This window comes from Microbispora sp. H11081 (assembly GCF_012999535.1).
GTDB lineage: Bacteria > Actinomycetota > Actinomycetes > Streptosporangiales > Streptosporangiaceae > Microbispora.
Map to the genome: position 1 here is coordinate 828068 of NZ_JABBWV010000001.1, position 17324 is coordinate 845391.

Annotated in this window: 15 protein-coding genes and 1 tRNA gene; 4 read left to right on the forward strand and 12 right to left on the reverse strand. The window is 70.2% G+C overall.

The genetic code is table 11. From position 1 onward, the window contains the following. Window positions 1-198: 198 nt before the first annotated feature. From HHX31_RS03695 to HHX31_RS03715, 5 genes are read right to left on the reverse strand one after another with little or no spacing between them, the layout of a single operon-like run. A complete protein-coding gene (locus HHX31_RS03695; protein WP_169944975.1) occupies window positions 199-1473 on the reverse strand; it encodes an ABC transporter substrate-binding protein in 1275 nt (424 codons plus the stop codon). Further along, the gene (locus HHX31_RS03700) at window positions 1434-2537 is read right to left on the reverse strand and encodes a branched-chain amino acid ABC transporter permease (protein ID WP_169944977.1); all 1104 of its coding nucleotides are present in this window, start codon (window positions 2535-2537) and stop codon (window positions 1434-1436) included. The genes HHX31_RS03695 and HHX31_RS03700 overlap by 40 nt, the downstream gene beginning before the upstream one ends. Further along, window positions 2530-3420, reverse strand: a complete 891-nt coding sequence (locus tag HHX31_RS03705; protein WP_169944978.1) for a branched-chain amino acid ABC transporter permease — start codon at window positions 3418-3420, stop codon at window positions 2530-2532. The genes HHX31_RS03700 and HHX31_RS03705 overlap by 8 nt, the downstream gene beginning before the upstream one ends. Further along, window positions 3420-4304, reverse strand: a complete 885-nt coding sequence (locus HHX31_RS03710) for an ABC transporter ATP-binding protein (RefSeq protein WP_169944980.1) — start codon at window positions 4302-4304, stop codon at window positions 3420-3422. Before HHX31_RS03710 ends, HHX31_RS03705 begins: the two co-directional genes overlap by 1 nt. Further along, complete coding sequence (locus HHX31_RS03715) at window positions 4301-5167, reverse strand: ABC transporter ATP-binding protein (RefSeq protein ID WP_169944982.1); 867 nt, start codon at window positions 5165-5167, stop codon at window positions 4301-4303. Before HHX31_RS03715 ends, HHX31_RS03710 begins: the two co-directional genes overlap by 4 nt. A 187-nt stretch (window positions 5168-5354) precedes the next feature. On the opposite strand from HHX31_RS03715, the gene HHX31_RS03720 reads away from it, so the two are divergent. Further along, window positions 5355-6536 carry a CdaR family transcriptional regulator gene (locus HHX31_RS03720; protein WP_169944983.1) on the forward strand — a complete coding sequence of 394 codons (1182 nt, stop codon included), beginning with the start codon at window positions 5355-5357 and terminating at the stop codon, window positions 6534-6536. 110 nt (window positions 6537-6646) lie between these two features. Here the strand turns inward: HHX31_RS03720 and HHX31_RS03725 are convergent. Then, window positions 6647-6729 (reverse strand) — tRNA-Leu (locus tag HHX31_RS03725). 128 nt (window positions 6730-6857) lie between these two features. Here HHX31_RS03725 and HHX31_RS03730 point away from each other — a divergent pair. Together HHX31_RS03730 and HHX31_RS03735 are read left to right on the forward strand one after the other, a co-directional pair. Then, entirely contained in the window at window positions 6858-7436 is a 579-nt protein-coding gene (locus HHX31_RS03730; protein ID WP_169945597.1) for an ANTAR domain-containing response regulator, read from the forward strand. Between the two features lie 208 nt (window positions 7437-7644). Continuing rightward, window positions 7645-8946 (forward strand): ABC transporter substrate-binding protein, encoded by a 1302-nt coding sequence (locus HHX31_RS03735; RefSeq protein ID WP_169944985.1) that lies wholly within the window; start codon window positions 7645-7647, stop codon window positions 8944-8946. Window positions 8947-9051: 105 nt separating this feature from the next. Here the strand turns inward: HHX31_RS03735 and HHX31_RS03740 are convergent, their stop codons facing one another. The 6 genes from HHX31_RS03740 to HHX31_RS03765 form a co-directional block, all read right to left on the reverse strand. Beyond that, entirely contained in the window at window positions 9052-9516 is a 465-nt protein-coding gene (locus HHX31_RS03740) for a hypothetical protein (protein ID WP_169944987.1), read from the reverse strand. Between the two features lie 107 nt (window positions 9517-9623). Continuing rightward, entirely contained in the window at window positions 9624-10484 is an 861-nt protein-coding gene (locus HHX31_RS03745) for an ABC transporter ATP-binding protein (RefSeq protein WP_169944988.1), read from the reverse strand. After that, the gene (locus tag HHX31_RS03750; protein ID WP_169944990.1) at window positions 10481-11410 is read right to left on the reverse strand and encodes an ABC transporter ATP-binding protein; all 930 of its coding nucleotides are present in this window, start codon (window positions 11408-11410) and stop codon (window positions 10481-10483) included. Before HHX31_RS03750 ends, HHX31_RS03745 begins: the two co-directional genes overlap by 4 nt. Continuing rightward, window positions 11400-12389 carry a branched-chain amino acid ABC transporter permease gene (locus HHX31_RS03755; protein WP_169944992.1) on the reverse strand — a complete coding sequence of 330 codons (990 nt, stop codon included), beginning with the start codon at window positions 12387-12389 and terminating at the stop codon, window positions 11400-11402. The genes HHX31_RS03750 and HHX31_RS03755 overlap by 11 nt, the downstream gene beginning before the upstream one ends. A gap of 13 nt (window positions 12390-12402) precedes the next feature. Continuing rightward, complete coding sequence (locus HHX31_RS03760) at window positions 12403-13689, reverse strand: branched-chain amino acid ABC transporter permease (RefSeq protein ID WP_249345360.1); 1287 nt, start codon at window positions 13687-13689, stop codon at window positions 12403-12405. Window positions 13690-14147: 458 nt separating this feature from the next. Further along, entirely contained in the window at window positions 14148-14564 is a 417-nt protein-coding gene (locus tag HHX31_RS03765; RefSeq protein WP_249345362.1) for a PaaI family thioesterase, read from the reverse strand. A gap of 62 nt (window positions 14565-14626) precedes the next feature. Between HHX31_RS03765 and polA the strand changes: the two genes are divergently transcribed. Beyond that, window positions 14627-17308 (forward strand): DNA polymerase I, encoded by a 2682-nt coding sequence (gene polA / locus HHX31_RS03770; protein WP_169944993.1) that lies wholly within the window; start codon window positions 14627-14629, stop codon window positions 17306-17308. Window positions 17309-17324 lie beyond the last annotated feature (16 nt).

A 17324-nucleotide genomic window follows, 5' to 3' on the forward strand; every position in this document is an offset into this window, starting at 1 on the left:
GCAGGCCGTACGCCCTTCGTGATCTTGCACTTGCATGATCACGAAGGGCGTGGGCGCAGGTGGAGGCCGTCGGGTGGAAAAAATCGCATGATCACGAATGGAATCCGCGCAGTTCGAGGGGCATCCCTGCGACAAACTACAAGATCACGCCATCCCTATTCTTTCCCTCTCCCCTTCTCTCCATCTGCCCCGGTGGGGTCAGCTGGTGGGGATGGGGTAGTCCTTCGCGAGGGCGGAGACCTCTGGCTCTCTGAAGACGACCGCGCCGCCGAGTGCCGCCTTGTCGGGCTTGAGCACGTACGACGACCGGGAGGCGGGCCTGTCGAAGAACGTGAAGTCCATCGGTGTGCCGAAGTCGCCGCCGAAGCCCGACTGCGAGCGATGGGCGGTGAGGACGCCGTCCCGGCTGAGGTCCTTGGCCTCGCACGCCTTCCTCATCGCCTCGTCCACGATCATCGCGGCGCTCCAGCCGGTGGGCACGCCGCTGTCGAGCGTCTCGCCGGGATACTTCGCCTGGTAGTCGGCCACCAGCTTCTGCATCGCCGGGTTCTTCACGCTGACCGGCGTCCCCGCCGAGATGTAGTAGAAGTCCTTCAGCAGGGCGGGCCCGGCCGGCGTGCCGAGTAGTTGCGGGGAGTACGCCGAGTTGCTGCCGACGAACGGCACGTCCATGCCCTTGGCCAGCGACACGCCGACCAGGGAGGCGGTCTGCCGGGGACCCACCGAGACGAGCACGGCCTTCACCCCGGCCGCCTTGAACGCCGCCACCTGCGCGCTCATGTCCTGGTCGGTCGCCTTGATCTTCTGTTCGACGACCTGCAGGCCGAGCTTGTCGGCGGCGTACTTCGAGCCGTTCAGCGCGCTCTCGCCGTAGTCGCCCTCGAAGTACAGGTGCCCGATCTTGTCGCCGGGCTGGACGCCCTTCTCCTTCGTGAGGAACTCGACGCCGTTGATCATGTCGATGTCGTACGTCGTGCCGGTCACCTGGATGGCCCGGCTGCCGAGCAGCGTGGTCGCCCAGGCCATCGGGATGGTGAGCAGCTTGTCGCCGTCGATGCGCTGCTTCAACGCCGTGATCATCGGCGATCCGATGAACTGTGCGATCGCCGCCGACCTGGGCGCGACCTCGGTGTAGGCGGCCACCGCCTTCTGCGTGTCGTAGCCGTGGTCGCGCACGACCAGCTCGTATTTCCGGCCGCAGACCCCGCCGCTCGCGTTGACCTGGTCGAAGTACAGCTGCTGCGCCTGCGTCTGGCTCTTGCCGAACGACGCGTACGGGCCGGTCAGGTCGGTGAGCGCGCTCACGGTGATCGTGGTGGCGGCGACGCCGGGGCCGGTCCTGACCCCGTCGTCGCTCGCCGCCCCGGCGTCTCCGCCGCCGGTCGCCTTGCCGCTGGCGCACCCCGTGGCTGCGACGGCCAGGGACAGCAGGGCTAACGCCGCGATTCCGGCGCGGCTGCTGATTTCGCCCATTTGAGCTCCTTGAGTCGTACGCGGCCGAGCCGCGTGGCGAGCCCGGCGAGGCCACCGGGCAGGAACAGCACCACCGCGACGACGGCGGCGCCGTAGAGGATCCGCGCGGCCTCGGCCGGGGAGACCCCGCCGGACCCGGGCTCGGCCACCAGAGGCAGAGCGTCGCCGTAGCGCGTGAGCAGCTGGGGGAGCAGGGAGACGAAGGCGGCCCCCGCGACCGCGCCGCCGACCGAGCCAAGGCCGCCGATCACGATCATCGCGAGGTGGTCGAGCGACAGCAGGATGCCGAAGTGGTCCGGCACGACCCGCTGGAACACCAGGGCGACCAGCACCCCGGCGAGCCCGCCGTACATGGACGACAGGACGAACACGCCCGCGCGGTACCGCGCGACGGGGACGCCCATGACGCCCGCGGCGATCTCCTGGTCCCTGATCGCGATCAGCGCGAGGCCGGGACGGCCGCGCAGCACGCCCCGGGCGAACGCCGCCGCGCCCGCGAGCAGCGCGAGCCCAAGGAACCACAGCCGTTCGAGCGACCCGAACGGCACGTCCAGCACCACGAGTTCGGGGGTGTCGGCGAAGACGAACCCGAACAGCTCCATCGGCGGCACCGGCCGCCCGTTGAAGCCGCCGGTCACCGGCTCGGCGTTGAACAGGATGTGCTGACCGACGAAGATCAGGGCGAGCGTGGCGATGCCGAGGTAGGCGCCCTTGAGGCGGCCGGCGATAGGGCTGAACAGACCGCCGCACACGCCCGCGACCGCCACCGCCGCCAGGGCCGCGAGCGGGGTGGGCAGTCCGACGTCCGACGACAGGTAGACGTAGGAGTACGCCCCGGCCGCGAGGAAGAAGGCGTGCCCCAGGGACAGCTGCCCGGCCGCCCCGGTCAGCAGGTTGATCCCGATGGCGCCGATCGCCGCCGACATCGCGAACAGCCCCGCCTGCAGCCAGAACCCCTCCAGGTAGAACGGCACCACCACGGCCGCGGCGAGCACCGGGAGCCACAGCGCGGCCCGGAGTACGCCACGTCCGGGCGTCGCGGCCGAGGGCGTGGGGTCAGACACGGGCCTGCTCCTTCGTGCCGAACAGCCCGGAGGGCCGCAGCAGCAGGATCACGATCATCACGAGGAACGGCGCCGCGTCGCCGATGCCGCGGCCAAGGAACACGAGCTCGCTCTGGTAGCCGTTCATCAGCGTCTCCGTGACGCCCACGATCAGCCCTCCGGCCAGTGCCCCGCTGGTCGAGTCGAGCCCGCCGAGGATGGCGGCGGGGAACGCCTTCATCGCCACCGCGGCCGTGCCCCTGTCCAGACCCGGCGTCGGGAAGACGCACAGGAACAGCGCCGCGACCGCGGCGAGCGCCCCCGCGACGGCCCACGCGCTGAGCGAGACCCGGCCGAGGCGTACGCCCATGAGCGCGGCGGTCTCGGCGTCCTCGGCCGTGGCGCGCATGGCCACGCCCCAGCCGGTGAACGTGAAGGCGAGCAGGAACGCCGCGATCAGGGCGCCGGCGACCGCGAGGGCCACGACCCGGGTCTCGGCGACGGTTATGGGGCCAAGCCGCAGCACCCGGTCACCCCACGGGTCGCCCAGGGCGAGCACCTCGGTGCCGATCCTGCGAGTGAGCTCGGTCGTGAGCAGGATGTCCACGCCGATCGTGACGATGGCGAGCACGCCGCGCGAACCGACGTGCGCCCGGCGCAGGATCAGGAACTCCACCAGCGCCCCGACCAGCGCCGCCGCGACGATCCCGGCCGCCAGCGCCGCCCAGAACCCGATCAGCGGGTGCATCCGCGCGATCACGTAGCCGCCGGCCAGCAGCAGCGACGCGTGCGTGAAGTTGACCACCTCGGTCGCCTTGAAGATCACCACGAAGCCGAGCGCGATCAGCGCGTACACGGCCCCGACCGAGACCCCGTTGACGAGCAGCTCCAGGAAGACCGCCATCACGCATCCCCGCCGTCATCGCCGGAGCCGAAGTCGCCGAGGTAGGCGCGGACGACCTCGGGGTCGCGCTGGACCTCCTCGGGCGGGCCGTGCGCGATCCGCCTGCCGAAGTCGAGCACGGTCACCGTGTCGGCGATCCGCATGACCATGCTCATGTCGTGCTCGACCAGCAGGATCGAGATGCCGAGACTCTCGCGGGCCGACCGGATGAGGGCGGTCATCTCCCGCCGCTCGCCGCCGTTCATGCCCGCGACCGGCTCGTCCAGCAGGAGCAGCCGCGGCTCCATGCACAGCGCCCGGGCCAGCTCGACCCGCTTGCGCGCGCCGTACGGCAGCAGGCCCACGGGGACGGGCAGCGCCTCGCCGACGCCCGCGAACGCCGCGATCTCCTCGACCCGCGCGCCGTGCCGTACGGCCTCGCGCCTGGCCGGCGGCAGCCGCAGCCCGGCGGAGACGAACCCCGACCTGGTCAGACGGTGCCGGCCGAGCATCAGGTTGTCGCGGACCGTGAGGTGCGGGGACAGGGCGATGTTCTGGAAGGTCCGCGCGACGCCCAGCGCGGCCACCCGGTGCGGGCGCAGCGAGGTCAGCTCGACGCCGCCGAACCGTACGCTGCCCGAGGTGGCGCGGTAGACGCCCGACAGCACGTTGAAGCAGGTGGACTTGCCGGCGCCGTTCGGGCCGATCAGCGCGTGCACGCTGCCCGGGGCCACGGTGAAGCCGACACCGTCGAGCGCGGTGAGCCCGGCGAAGCGGACCGTCAGCTCGCTGACCACGAGCTCGGCCGGGCCGTCCCCACACTCCGTACCGACCGGTTGGTCTCCTGCGGGCGCGAGGAGGCGTGTCGCCGGGCGTGCGCCCGCTTCGCCGCGGTGGCGGGTCATGCCGTCCATCTCGCCAGACCGGTCCTCTCGTGCCCTTCGCCGGCGAAGCCGGGATCGGTACCGACCGGTCGGTCTGTATTGGGCGCGCCGATCCCCAGGTAGCGGCGGCGCACCTCGTCACCCGCCGCCAGTTCGGCCGACGGGCCCGACAGCGTCACCTCGCCCACCTCCAGCACGTACGCCCGCTCGGCCAGCGCGAGCGCCATCGCCGCGTTCTGCTCCACCAGCAGCACGGATGTGCCCTGGGCGTTGATCTGCCGTACGGCGCCGGCGATCTTGGCCGCCATCAGCGGCGCGAGCCCGAGCGTGGGCTCGTCGAGCAGCAGCAGCGAAGGGCCGGCCATGAGGGCCCGGCCGATCGCCAGCATCTGCTGCTCGCCGCCAGACAGGAGGCCCGCTCGCTGGCGCGCCCGCTCGGCCAGGACGGGGAACAGGTCCAGCACCCGCTCGCGGGCCGCCGCGGCGCGCCTGCGGGGCACACTCAGCGCCCCGGCGCGCAGGTTCTCCGCCACGGTCATCCGGGCGAACACCCGCCGTCCCTCCGGCGCCTGGACCACGCCGCGCCGCACCACGGCCGCCGCGTGCGCGCCGTCGAGGCGGGACCCGCGGAAGGAGACCGTCCCCGAGGTGATCGCGCCGTTGTGAAACCGCAGCGTCCCCGACACGGCGCGCAGCAGCGTGGTCTTGCCCGCGCCGTTCGCGCCGAGCACGGCGGCCACCGAGCCATCGGGCACGGCAAGGTGGACGTCGCGCAGCGCGCGCACGGGGCCGTACCGCACCTCCAGCCCGCTGATCTGCAGGCCCGGCCTCTCCGGACCGCCGCTCGCCGGCTCGCCGGCCGGCGGGTCCGCCTCACCAGACATCCGCGCCTCCTGTGACTTCGATGAAGGCACACCCAACCCAGCGTGGTCGAGGGCCGTCCAGCGCCGGGGGTCAAGTCGGGACCCCAGCCCATGTCCGCCGGGCCTGCGCTGTGCACCCGCACAATCCCGTATCACGAAACGAAAACCGAACCTTGTTCCGGAGGCCGCCGGCTGGCACATTCGGGTCATGAGGTCCAGGACGGACTCCGAGGTCAGGGAACTGCTGCGGACCTCCGCCGCGGGCCTGCTGGAACGGCTCCCTCAGCTCGCCGACGAGCTGGTGAGGCGCGGCAGGGACAGCGACGAGGCCTACCGCATGACGGTCCCCTACGAGGACCACTGGAAGAGCACCCATGAAGGGCTGCGGATCGGCATCACCGCGATCCTGCAGCCCCGGCACGAGCGGCGCGACGTCGCCTACGCCCAGACGGTCGGGCACAGGCGGGCCGAGTTCGGGCTGCCGCTGGACTCGCTCATGCGCAGCTACCGCCTGGCCGCGCAGGTCACCTGGAACGGTGTGATCGACATCGTCGGCGACCACGGTCAGGAGCGGCAGCCCGCCCTGCTGCGCAGCGCCACCCACGTGTGGCACGCCATCGACCGCCAGGCCGTGGCGGCGGCCGACGCCTACCGCCGCAGGGAGAACGAGCTGCTCGGCCGGACCAACCAGCGCGTCAACGCCATGCTCGACGCGCTCCTTGAGGGACGCGCCGACCCGGCGGTGGCCGGCCTGGCCGCCGACGCGCTCGGCCTGCCTGAGCACGGCAGGTATGCGGTCGTCACGACGCGGCTGCCCGCCCAGCCCGACCGCGTGCACCGCCCCGACGAGATCGGCGGGCTGCGCTTCCTGTGGCGCATGCGGCCGGACCTGGAGATGGCGGTCGTTTATCTCGGCGACAGGGAGCTGGACGACCTCGTGGCCGCCGTCGCCCCGGTCGTCTGCGCGAGCGCCGGCGTAAGCCCGGTGGTGGAAGGCCTCGCGAGTCTCGGCACGGCCCGTCGTCTCGCCGAGGTGGCCATGCGCACCTGCTCCGGGAGCGAGCCGGAGGTCGCGCGGCTCGACCGCAGGCTGCCGGCCGCGCTGGTGGTCTGCCAGCCGGAGCTGGCCGCGCACCTCGCGGGCGGCGTCCTCGGCCCGATCACCGCCTCGCCCGACGGCGGCGTGCTGCTGGCGACGCTGGAGGCGTGGCTGCGCTGCGAGGGGTCGGCGGTCCGCGCGGCGGCCGAGCTCTACTGCCACCGCAACACCGTCTTCAACCGCGTGCGCCGCATCGAGCAGCTCACCGGGCGGTCGCTGGCCCGGCCGCTGGACGTCGTGGAACTCTCCCTCGCCCTCGACGCCGTCCGCCTTGGCCCCGGCGGCGCTTGAGATCGCAGGGCTCGGAAATCTGAGAGATGCGGGGCGGGTGACGGTCTCAGGAAGGCGCATGGCCCGACCATGCCAGTCGTCACCGACAGTTTCGCGTTCGCCGCGTTGAGTGCCGGAAGCGGGATTCGAACCCGCACGCCCTTTCAGGCGGACGCTTTTGAGGCGTCTATGTCTGCCATTCCATCATTCCGGCGTTTATCAGGTTATATCCCGATATGTCCAAGTCGGGGGTGACCGCTGGCCAGTCGATCATCTTCCACCTGGCGTGGTTCTAATGTAGCGGACGTCGGTAACCTCTTGTGCGTGAGTACGCAGCGGCGAGTGGTGATCGCGGAAGACGAGGCCCTGATCCGTCTCGACCTCAAGGAGATGCTCGAAGAGGACGGTTACGCGGTGGTCGGCGAGGCCGGCGACGGTGAGTCGGCGGTCAAGCTCGCCATGGAGCTCCGCCCCGACCTGGTGATCCTCGACGTCAAGATGCCTGTGCTCGACGGGATCTCGGCGGCCGAGCGCATCGTCTCCGAACGGATCGCGCCATGCCTCATCCTCACCGCGTTCTCCCAGCGTGACCTGGTCGAACGCGCCAGGGACGCGGGTGCGATGGCCTACCTGGTAAAGCCGTTCACCAAGGCCGACCTGGTTCCCGCGATCGAGATGGCGGTCAGCCGGCACGATGAGATGGCCGCGCTGGAGAAGGAGGTCTCCACGCTGTCGGAGCGGCTGGAGACCAGGAAGCTGGTGGAGCGCGCGAAGGGCCTGCTCATGGCCCAGCACGGGTGGACGGAGCCGCAGGCCTTCCGGTGGATCCAGAAGGCGTCCATGGACCGGCGCATGAGCATGCGCCAGGTCGCGCAGATCGTGGTGAACGAGAGCGGCGGCGAGGCCCAGCCCTCCGCCTGAAGGTCGCCTGCCGGGCGCGGATCGAGAAGACTCCTGTTCAGGGGGTCGTCCCCGCTAAGTTGAGGAGTTATTACGACTCCGCATCCAAGTGTGGACAGTTCTGATGCATCCCTGGTGGGGCCGTGCCGAGCCTCTGTAGCTTTCAGCCATCGATCGGGACCAGTCGGCCGCGCCGGCGACTCCCGGGCCTGGATGAAGGAGATGCTTCATGATCCGCATTGCCCCCCTCGGGCGGGCGCTGGCCGTCGCCGCGGCCGCCAGCCTCGCGCTCACGGCCTGTGGCGGTGGCGAGGACAGCGCCGCGCCGGCCTCCTCGGCGCCGGCGGCAGAGTCCTCGGCGCCCGCCGCCGCCACGGCGCAGGGTGACGGCGTTCTCACCGTCGGAACGCTGCTGCCGCAGACCGGTTCGCTGGCTTTCCTCGGCCCGCCGGAGTTCGCGGGTGTCGGGCTGGCGGTGAAGGAGATCAACGACGCCGGTGGCGTGCTCGGCAAGCCGGTGGTGCAGATCGACACCGACTCGGGTGACACGTCCACCAACATTGCGTCCCAGTCTGTCGACAAGTTGCTGCAGCAGAAGGCCGACGTGATCGTGGGCGCCGCCTCGTCCTCGGTGTCGCTGTCGGTCATCGACAAGATCACTGGCGCGGGCGTCGTGCAGATCTCGCCGGCGAACACGTCCGACCAGTTCACCACCTACAACGACAAGGGCCTGTACTTCCGTACGGCTCCGCCGGACGTGCTGCAGGGCCGTGTCCTCGGCGACCTGATCCTCGCGGACGGCAACGACGCGGTCGGCATCCTGGCCCTCCAGGACGCGTACGGCACGGGCCTCGCGGACAACGTGCAGAAGGCGGTCGAGGGCGGCGGCGGCCAGGTCGTGGAGAAGGTCATCTACGACCCGAAGGCGGCCGACTACTCGGCGGACGTCGCCAAGATCAAGGAAGCCAACCCGAAGGCCATCGCGCTGATCGGCTTCGACGAGACCAAGAAGATCATTCCTGAGCTCGTCAAGCAGGGCCTGACCGCCAAGAAGGTGAAGTACTACTTCGTCGACGGCAACCTGTCCAACTACGGCACGGGCGCGGACGGCTTCCCCAAGGGCACGCTCGACGGAGCGAAGGGCACCCAGCCGGGCGCCCAGGTCTCCGACGACTTCAAGGCCAAGCTGATGACGATCGACCCGAACCTCAAGGACTTCAACTACGGTCCTGAGTCGTACGACGCGACGATCCTGAGCGCGCTCGCGGCCGTCGCGGCCAAGAGCGACGCGCCGGCGGACATCGCGGCCAAGCTGCAGGAGGTCTCCAGCGGCGGCGAGAAGTGCACGGACTTCAAGACCTGCAACGACCTGCTGTCGGCCGGCAAGGACATCGACTTCGACGGCGCGTCCGGCCCGATCGAGTTCAACGAGGCCGGTGACCCGGCCGAGGCGACGATCGGCATCTACGAGTACAGCGCCGACAACACCAACAAGAACGTGTCCTTCAACACCGGCAAGATCGCCGGCTGAACCACGGCACGTCGAATCCACAGTACGCGTTGGGCCCGCTCCCGGTGGAGCGGGCCCTTCCGCGTTCTCGGGGCGCCCGCGCGTGATATAGGAACGGCGCCGGGGTCAGGAACGGCCGCAGGCGGCCAGGACGGCGGCGGACGCCGCGCGATACCGGCGCACCAGGCCGGGACGCCGGGCGGCGGCCGTGGCCTCCAGGGACAGGGTCTGCGCGACGGCGTCGATGGCGGCGACGGCGTCCGCTGCGGACGCCGGCAGGCGGGGGCCGTACATCTCCAGGGTCCCGCGCAGATAACCGAACCGGCCGCGCACACCGCCGTCCCAGTGCTGGGCCTCCTCCTGCCCCGGCGGCAGCAGCGTCAGCCCCACGTAGCCGATGGCGGACACGACGCGGGCGCAGGGGTCGTCCCCCGCCTTCGCGCCGGTGACGTAGACAGCGCCGCCGGAGGCGGGCGACCCGGTGGGGGAGGCGGGCGGGGTCCGCGGCCCGGGGGACGGCGCCTGGCAGGCGGACAGGCCCGCCGCCAGTGCCGCGACGACCAGCGCCACCCGGAGGGGGGTTCGTGCCATGCCGCTCATTGTGACCCCGGCGGTCTCCGATCAGGTGCGGATGAGGTCACGGACGTACGACGAGGGCCCCCGGCGCGTCCCGCGCCGGGGGCCCTCGTGGGAAAGGCTCAGGCCCGGGCCAGAGTGCCCAGGTAGAGCTGGATGACCTTCGGGTCGTTGATCAGGTCGCGACCGCTGGCCATGTAGGCGTTGCGGCCCTGGTCGAGAACGTAGCCCCGGTGGCAGATCTGCAGGCAGCGGCGCGCGTTCTGCTCGACCATGATCACGGTTACGCCGGCCTTGTTGATCTGCTGGGCCTGGATGAAGACCAGGTCCTGCAGCTTGGGCGACAGGCCCGCGGAGGGCTCGTCCAGGAGCAGGACCGACGGCTCGGTCATGAGCGCGCGGCCCATGGCGACCATCTGCCGCTCACCGCCGGACAGCGAACCGGCGCGCTGCTTGCGGCGCTCGCGGAGCGCGGGGAAGATCTCGCAGACGAAGTCGAACCGCTCCTTGAACTTGGCGGGCACCTGGAAGGCGCCCATCTCCAGGTTCTCCTCGATGGTGAGGCTGGGGAAGACGTTGTTCGTCTGCGGGACGTAGCCGACGCCGCGGGCCACCAGGCTGTGCGCCTTGAGGTTGGTGATGTCCTCGCCGTCCAGGGTGACCGAGCCGGTGCGCACGGGCACGAGCCCGAACAGGGTCTTCAGCAGGGTCGACTTACCGGCGCCGTTCGGGCCGATGATGCCGATCAGCTCGCCCTTCTTCACGTACAGGTCGGCGCCGTTGAGGATGTTGACCCCGGGGACGTACCCGGCGTACAGCTCGTCGGCCCGCAGCAGCGCGTTCTCCGCTCCTGCGAGGTGGTCGGAGCGGTCGACGACGGCCGCCTGCGAGACCGCGTCTCCGGCGTTCTCCGGCCCGGAGGCGTTGTCCGGCCCGGAGACGTTGTCCGGCACGGCGTCCTTGTCCGGCGTGGGGGCGGTCATGCCTTCTCCTCGATCCCGGCCTCCAGCTCGGCCTCGGCCTCCTGCAACTGCTCTTCGAACTCCTCGGCGGACATCGGCGCGTCGTGGTGGGCGCCCAGGTAGGCGTCGACCACGCGCGCGTCGGACATGATCGTGTCCGGCGGGCCCTCGGCGATGACGGCGCCCTGGGCCATCACGACGACCCAGTCGCTGATGTCGCGGACCATGTCCATGTCGTGCTCCACGAAGAGCACCGTCATGCCCTCCTCGCGCAGGTCCTTCACGTGCCCGAGGAGCGACTGGGTCAGGGCCGGGTTCACGCCCGCCATGGGCTCGTCCAGCATGACCAGCTCGGGGCCGACCATGAGGGCGCGCGCCATCTCCAGCAGCTTGCGCTGGCCGCCCGACAGGGAGCCGGCGAAGTCGTCGCGCTTGGCGGCGAGCTTGAAGCGCTCGAGGAGCTCCTCGGCGCGTTCGGTGATCTCGTCCTCCTGACCGCGCCAGCTGCCCGGGATGAGCGCGCGGAAGAAGTTCTCGCCGCGCTGGTTCTGCGCGCCGAGCCGCATGTTCTCCATGACGGTGAGCTTCGACAGGGCCTTGGTGAGCTGGAACGTGCGGACCATGCCCGCGCGGGCCACCCGGTGGGCGGGCACGCCCTTCAGCTGCTTGCCGTTGAAGGCCCAGGACCCCTCGTCGGCGCTGTCGAAGCCGGTGAGCTGGTTGAAGAACGTCGTCTTGCCGGCGCCGTTCGGGCCGATGAGCGCGGTGATCGACCCTCGCTGGATCTCCACGTGGTCGACGTTGACGGCGGTGAGGCCGCCGAACCGGCGTACGACCTTGTCGACGACGAGGATCGGGTCGGGCTTGGCGACGCCGGGCTCGTGGTCGAGACCGGCGAACGCGGCCAGCGCCGCGGCCTTCCTTGACTGGGTGGTTTCAGCGTGCATCGAGCGCGATCTCCCTCTTGTCGCCGAAGATGCCCTGAGGCCGGAAGATGAGCAGGAGCATCAGGCCGAGGCCGACCAGCATGAAGCGGACCGCGCCGATGTTGTTCACGGTGAACAACGAGGGGAGCATCCCGGCGGAGACGGCCTCGCTGAGCGTGTTGCCGACGAAGACCAGCAGCACCCAGAAGATCGCGGCGCCGACGACGGGGCTGAAGACGCGGGCCGCGCCGCCGAGGATCACGATCGTGTACGCGTAGAAGGTGAACTCGGTGCTGAACAGGTCGGGCTGCACCGACGCCTGCCCGAGCGCGAACAGGAAGCCGCCGAGACAGCCGACGACGCCGCCGAGCACGAGGGCCTGCATCTTGTAGGAGAAGACGTTCTTGCCGAGGCTGCGCACGGCGTCCTCGTCCTCGCGGATGGCCTTGAGCACGCGGCCCCAGGGGCTCTTCATGAGCAGGTAGACCAGTCCGCAGGCGATCGCGATGAGCACCCAGCCGACGGTCAGCACCCAGGTGACCCGCTCGTTGAAGCTGATCGGGCCGATGCCGTACGTCCCGGGGGAGTAGGGGTTCATCGCGAAGAAGTCGCCGGAGAAGTTCTGCCGGCCGTCGGAACCGCCGAAGACGCTGCTGAACTTGACCGATCTGAAGACCAGCCGGACGATCTCGGCCGCCGCGATGGTCACGATGGCGAGATAGTCGGCGCGCAGCCGCAGGGTGGGGATGCCGAGCAGGAAGGCCAGCACGATGGTGGCCGCCAGGCCGATCAGGATGCCGAGCCAGAACGGCAGCTGGAAGGTGGCCACGGTGACGGCCATGCCGTACGCGGCGACGCCGAGGAAGGCCGCCTGGCCGAAGTTGAGCAGCCCGGCGTAGCCGAACTGGATGTTGATGCCGATCGCGGCGAGCGCGTAGACGACGGTCTCCAGGCCGATCGAGGCCTTGACCGTCGTGATGAGGATGGTGTTCCAGTCCACGTGTGGTCTCCGATCAGCCGATGCGCTCGCGCCGGCCGAGGATGCCCTGTGGCCGGAAGAGCATGACGAGGATGAGCACCAGCAGCGCGCCGACCGTCTTCAGTTCGGTCGGCACCACAACCGTGGACAGCTGGATGAACAGGCCGACGACGATGGAGCCGACCAGGGCGCCGAACGCGGTGCCGAGCCCGCCGAGGGTGACTCCCGCGAAGACGAGCAGCAGGATCTGGAATCCCATCTGGAAGCTGACGTTCTGCGACAGGCCGAGCATGACGCCCGCGAGGGACGCGATGGCGCCGCCGACGGTCCAGATGATCCGGATGACGCCGTCGACGTTGATGCCGGACGAGGCCGCCAGGGCGGGATTGTCGGCGACCGCCCGTGCGGCCTTGCCGACGCGGGTCTTGAGCAGCGCGATCCCGACGAAGACGAGCACGGCGAGCTCGATGCCCATCGAGATGAAGTTCTTCGGCGCGGCGGAGATCGGGCCCACCTGGATGCCGGGCTGGGCGTTGTACTCCGCGAACGGGGCTCCCTCGCCGCCGAAGAAGAAGAGGAAGACATAGCGGAGGAACAGGGCCAGGCCGATCGAGATGATCATCATCGCGACCAGGCTGCTGCCCCGTTTGCGCAGCACTCCCCAGAAGAACCGGTCCTGCGAGTATCCGAAGGCGCCGCCGATCACGACCGAGATCACCGCGGCCAGGATGAGCGGGACGCCCAGGATCACGTTGAAGAAGTAGGCGCACATCGCGCCGAACGTGAGCAACTCGCCGTGGGCGAAGTTGGTGAGCCCGGTGGTGCCGAACACCAGCGAAAGGCCCATGGCCGCGAGGGCGATGATGAGCCCGAGGTTGAAGCCCTCGAAGGTGAGCTGGGCGACCCGGTCCCAGAAGGAAGAGGAGGAGTCGGAGGACGCGGGGGCGGCCTCGCCCTGCTGGCCGGCGGGGGCGAGGGCGAACAGGACGTTGCGCTCGCTTCCCTCGTAGACCTGGACGTTCAGGGTGGCTCGGTCCTTGAGCTTCAGCGCGACCCCTTGAGGGAGCGTCGACTGGTCAAGCGTGACCTTGTAGGTGCCGGCCTCGGGTACCGGCACCTCCCATTTGCCGTCGGCACCCGTGGTGGCGTCGCCGACGGGTTTGCCGTCTTCCCCCGCCACGCTGATCTTCACGCCGTTCACCGGCTGGCCTTGGTTTTGGAGTGTGCCCTTCAGTGCCTCGCCGTCCGCCCAGGCGGGGGAGGCGAGGAGAAAGACGAGTCCACCCAGGAAGGCCGTGAACGCGATCACGGCTCTGCGCAATGGTGCTCCCTATGTTCAGGTCATGGCGGGGTCGTGCCCCCACTGCGGACGCGCAACATCGGTCAGGTTGCTGCGATGTTGTGGCCGGAGCATAAGCCTGAGACGCCCGTTTCGGGGTCGTTCGTCACCAATTGGTGACCATGGTGTGTCACTGACGTGAGAAAGGGTTCGCAGGTCAGGGCATGTAAGGAGTCATCGGGGAATCACTGCTGAGCGAAACCGGGAATCATGAGCCCGTGGGGAGGGGCCTTTGGGTCCGTACACAGCTTCCCCGGCTCCGCACGTTGTCTACTCGGTCTCCCCACGGGCTCTGGAGCCACAACGGTAGCGACCGGAGCGACCCCGGTGCAAAGAGAGTCGCAAGCCGTTCCGGTATGAGGCTCAATGCGTTGTAAGGGGCTTTTGCGGTGCTTGCCTGCCCGGCCCGCGAGGGAGCCGGGCCCGGGTGCCTCCCGGCCTCAGCGAGCGTCCCTGATCATGCAGGTGAGGCGGGCCGTGCAGACCGCCCTGCCCTCGTCGTCCGTGATCTCGATGGCGTACGTCGCGAGGGTACGGCCGCCGTGCACGCGGGTGGCGACGGCGGTGACGTGGCCGGAGGACGCGGAGCGGTGGTGGGTGGCGTTGATCTCGATGCCGACGACCACCCGCCCCTCTCCGGCGTGCAGGGTCGCGCCGGTCGAGCCGAGCGTCTCGGCGAGCACGCAGGAGGCGCCGCCGTGCAGCAGGCCGTGCGGCTGGGTGTTGCCCTCGACGGGCATGCGGCCGACCACCCGCTCGGCGCTCGCGTGCAGGATCGTGATGCCCATCCGCTGGTGCAGGTGGCCCCCCGGCTCGTTCATCGACGCCGCCAGTTCCTCGGGATCCGTCAAGGTCAAGGGGACGCCTCCTGTGGGAAGAGCACGGGTTTTCTGTCGTACAGGGAGACTAGGCTGCGGTTGTGCCGAAGAGTGAAGCGACCCCCACCCGTCCGTGTCTGCTGCTTCTGGACGGGCATTCTCTTGCTTACCGCGCGTTCTACGCGTTGAAGGACGCGAACCTCATGACCACCGACGGTCAGCACACCGAGGCGGTCTACGGCTTCACCTCGATGCTGGCCAACATCCTGCGTGATGAGCGGCCGAGCCACATCGCGGTGTGCTTCGACCGGAGCGAGCCCACCTTCAGGCACGAGGCGTACGACGGCTACAAGGCCAACAGGTCGGAGACCCCCGAGGACTTCCGCGGCCAGATGCAGCTCATCTTCGAACTGCTGGACGCGCTGCGGGTCCCGCACCTGTCGGTGCCCGGATTCGAGGCGGACGACCTCATCGCGACGCTGGCGACACGCGCCTCCGCCGAGGACATGAACGTGCTGGTCGTCACCGGCGACCGCGACGCGCTCCAGCTCGTCGACGAGAGGGTCACGGTGCTGATGACCAGGCGGGGCATCAGCGACATGACCCGCTTCACCCCCGATGCCGTCATGGAGAAGTACGGCCTCACCCCGGCGCAGTACCCCGACTTCGCGGCGCTGCGCGGCGATCCGAGCGACAACCTGCCGAGCATCCCGAGCGTGGGGGAGAAGACCGCCACCAAGTGGATCGTCGAGTACGGCTCGCTCGACGAGCTGGTCCGGCGGGCCGACGAGGTGAAGGGCAAGGTCGGCGACAAGCTGCGCGAGCACCTCGGCCAGGTGATCCACAACCGGATGCTGACCGAGCTGAAGCGCGACGCGCCGGTCGACGCCGAGGTGTCCGCGCTCACCATGGGCCTGTGGGACCGCGAGGAGGTCAACAAGCTCCTCGACGCGGTGCAGATCCGCGGCGAGCTGCGCGAGCGCCTGTTCAAGGTCCTCGGCACCACCGAGCCAGAGGCGGGCGAGGGCTTCGAGCTCGAGGTGACGGTGCTGGAGCCGGGCCAGGTGGCGGGCTGGCTGGCGGCCCTCCCCGAAGGCCGCGCCGGCCTCGCCTTCCAGGGCTCGTACGGCAGCGGGACCGGGCGGCTGGAGGGCGTCGCGATCGCAGGGCCGGACGGCGCCGCCCACCTCGACCCCACGCGGCTGACGCAGGAGGACGAGGCGGCGCTGGCCGCCTGGCTCGCCGACGAGAACCGGCCGAAGGCCGTGCACGACGCCAAGGGGCCGCTGCTCGCGCTGTGGGCGCACGGTCTCGACCTGCGCGGCCTCACCTGCGACACGGCGCTGGCGGCCTATCTGGCGATGCCGGGGCAGCGGTCGTTCCCGCTCGACGACCTGGTTTTGCGTTACCTCCATCGCGAGCTGCGGGCGGAGTCCGCGCCCGGCGGGCAGACCTCCCTGTTCGACGACGCCGACGAGGGGGTGGCCCGCGACCTGGCCCTGCGGGCCCAGGCCGTGCGGGACCTGGCGGAGGCGCTGGAGGCGCACCTGTCCCAGCGCGGCGGCACCCGGCTGGTGACCGAGGTCGAGCTTCCGCTGGTGCGCGTGCTGGCCGAGACGGAACGGGCCGGCATCGCCGCCGACCGGCAGTACTTCGCGGCCCTGGAGGCCGAGTTCGGCGCGGCCGTCAAGCAGGCGGTCGAGGCCGCCCACCAGGCGGTGGGGGAGCAGTTCAACCTCGGCTCGCCCAAGCAGCTGCAGGAGATCCTGTTCGGCAAGCTCGGCCTGCCCAAGACGAAGAAGATCAAGACGGGCTACACCACCGACGCCGACGCGCTCGCCTGGCTGGCCCAGCAGACCGACAACGAGCTGCCGGTGATCCTGCTGCGGCACCGCGACCAGACGAAGCTGCGCACCACGGTCGAGGGGCTGATCAAGGAGATCGCCGACGACGGGCGGATCCACACCACGTTCAACCAGATCGTGGCGGCCACCGGGCGGCTGTCGAGCGAGAAGCCCAACCTGCAGAACATCCCGATCCGCACCGTCGAGGGCCGGCGCATCCGCAAGGGCTTCGTGGTGGGGGAGGGCTACGCCACGCTGCTGACGGCCGACTACAGCCAGATCGAGCTGCGGATCATGGCGCATCTGTCCCGCGACGAGTCGCTCATCGCCGCCTTCGAGTCGGGCCACGACTTCCACAAGGCCACCGCGGCCCGCGTCTTCGACCTGCCGCCCGAACAGGTGGACGCCGAGCTCCGCGCCCGGATCAAGGCCATGAACTACGGCCTCGCCTACGGCCTGTCCGACTTCGGCCTGTCGGGGCAGCTCAACATCCCCGTCGCGGAGGCCAGGGCGCTCAAGGAGGAGTACTTCGAGGAGTTCGGCGGCGTCCGCGACTACCTGGACTCGGTCGTCGCCCAGGCCCGCAAGGACGGCTACACCGAGACCATCCTCGGCCGACGCCGTTACCTGCCCGACCTGACCAGCGACAACCGGCAACGCCGGGAGATGGCCGAGCGGATGGCGCTCAACGCGCCCATCCAGGGCTCGGCCGCCGACATCATCAAGGTCGCCATGCTGAACGTGCGGAAGGCGATCGAGGGCATGCGCTCCCGCATGCTGCTCCAGGTCCACGACGAGCTGGTGTTCGAGGTCGCGCCGGGCGAGCTGGAGGAGGTCACCGAGGTCGTGCGCACCCAGATGTGCCGGGCCTACGACCTGAGCGTGCCGCTGGAGGTCAGCGTGGGCGTCGGAACCACCTGGGAGGACGCCGGGCACTGATCCCGGCCGCGCCGGG